The organism is uncultured Candidatus Kuenenia sp. (assembly GCF_900696675.1).
Classification (GTDB): Bacteria; Planctomycetota; Brocadiia; order Brocadiales; family Brocadiaceae; genus Kuenenia; species Kuenenia stuttgartiensis_A.
Map to the genome: position 1 here is coordinate 1 of NZ_CAADGZ010000269.1, position 1,519 is coordinate 1,519.

General features: G+C 38.1%; 2 protein-coding genes. Both read left to right on the plus strand.

Annotation, left to right across the window (positions count from 1 at the left end; all coding sequences use genetic code 11):
• Window positions 1-582: 582 nt before the first annotated feature.
• A complete protein-coding gene (locus QZT26_RS17565) occupies window positions 583-1,173 on the plus strand; it encodes a DUF2971 domain-containing protein (protein WP_295104037.1) in 591 nt (196 codons plus the stop codon).
• Window positions 1,174-1,205: 32 nt separating this feature from the next.
• Window positions 1,206-1,373, plus strand: coding sequence for a hypothetical protein (locus QZT26_RS17570; RefSeq protein WP_157820485.1), 168 nt, complete (start codon window positions 1,206-1,208; stop codon window positions 1,371-1,373).
• Window positions 1,374-1,519 lie beyond the last annotated feature (146 nt).

Consider the following 1,519-nt stretch of genomic DNA (forward strand, 5'->3'; position numbering starts at 1 on the left):
ATTCCTCCAGTCCATCCATTCACATACCAGACGCGACAGTTTACGACGCGATAGGCACGGTTCCTTTTGGATAGTTTCTGATAAACGCTTTATTACATCATCTGAAAATATTCGACCTCCTACTCTAAGCATGTACACAGTGTAACATACGGTTAACACGGTGTCCAGCAAAAAATATGGGTCATCCCCAGCTTTGTTAAGGGGGATTTCAATTAAGTCCCTCTCAACAAAGGGGAAAATTTTAAGGTCCCCCTTAATAAAGGGGGAATCAGGGGATTGTTATCTCTCAGATGAAAAATCTTTCGGTTTTCAGCATAATCCTGCTGATTGTGATTGATATTTGCTATATCACAAAATAACATGTGGGGCAATTGTGGGATAAAGATAAATATTATGCAGCAATACTTGTACGAAGAGAGACCTTGAAATCAAATGCCGGAACCTACGATTAAGTGTTTAAACTGCCAAACTGAGTTTCAAAAGCGTCGTTTGCGTTGCACAAATTGCAATGAGATCGGCATCTATAAACTATACAAGTATGTAAGGTTCTACGATCGTTCACTCGACATATTGAAAAACAAAATGATTTGGTTTTCAACTGCAGAAAAATTAAACGATCCATTTGAGTTTAGTTTTCACCTTTCTGAAATGCATATAAATGGATTTCCGATAGATGAAGTATCGCTCGAAACAGCGATAAGAGCTATGAAACAAATGGGGGTGCTTCCGTTTAGCGAGATTAACGATAATATCTTGATGTGGTCGCACTATTCAGAGTCTCATAAAGGTTTTTGTATCGAATTTGAGCGTACCGACTCCAACGCATTGGGGAATTGGGATCATTGTATGCCCGTCTTGTACGATGATAACCTTCCAGCAGTTAGACCTATCGAATTAGGAGACAAAAAAGTTGTTTCAAAGATATTGACTACAAAATCAGAGCTTTGGACATATGAGAGAGAGTGGCGCATCTTAGTTGAAAAAGGAAATCAAACATATCTTTTACCAGGCAACATCACGGGGATAGTGTTTGGTTACAAGATGCCAGTTGATATACGTCAAGAAATCGCAAGAATTCTCGGCGGCACTGTCACGTACATGCACGCCGTTAAGAGTGCAACAAAGTTTGCTGTTGATATAAAGCCAGTTTCGTTATCTGATCTAACAAGTTGATGTAAGGTGGGTAATAAAAAGATGGTAACGGCATGAAAAACAAGGAGGAATTTAAAGAGTTATACGGATGGGATGATGGGAATATATATTTCATGAATGAAGAGCGCAAAAAGGAATGGTGTGTAAGTGACAATGAAGAATTGTATAATCAATTAATAGAAATTTGCAGAAAATATTTTAAAGTGAATGATGTAGTATAGCAGGACAAACCACAGAGGACCTAGCGCGGCCTTTGGCCGCAACCAAAAAGGTGATTTTTAGTTTATTATAAAGTATAGTAGTATCCTCGTAAATAGTAATCAGACAATTTGGAGGACACTACTTATGAATAAGTTGATGGAATTAT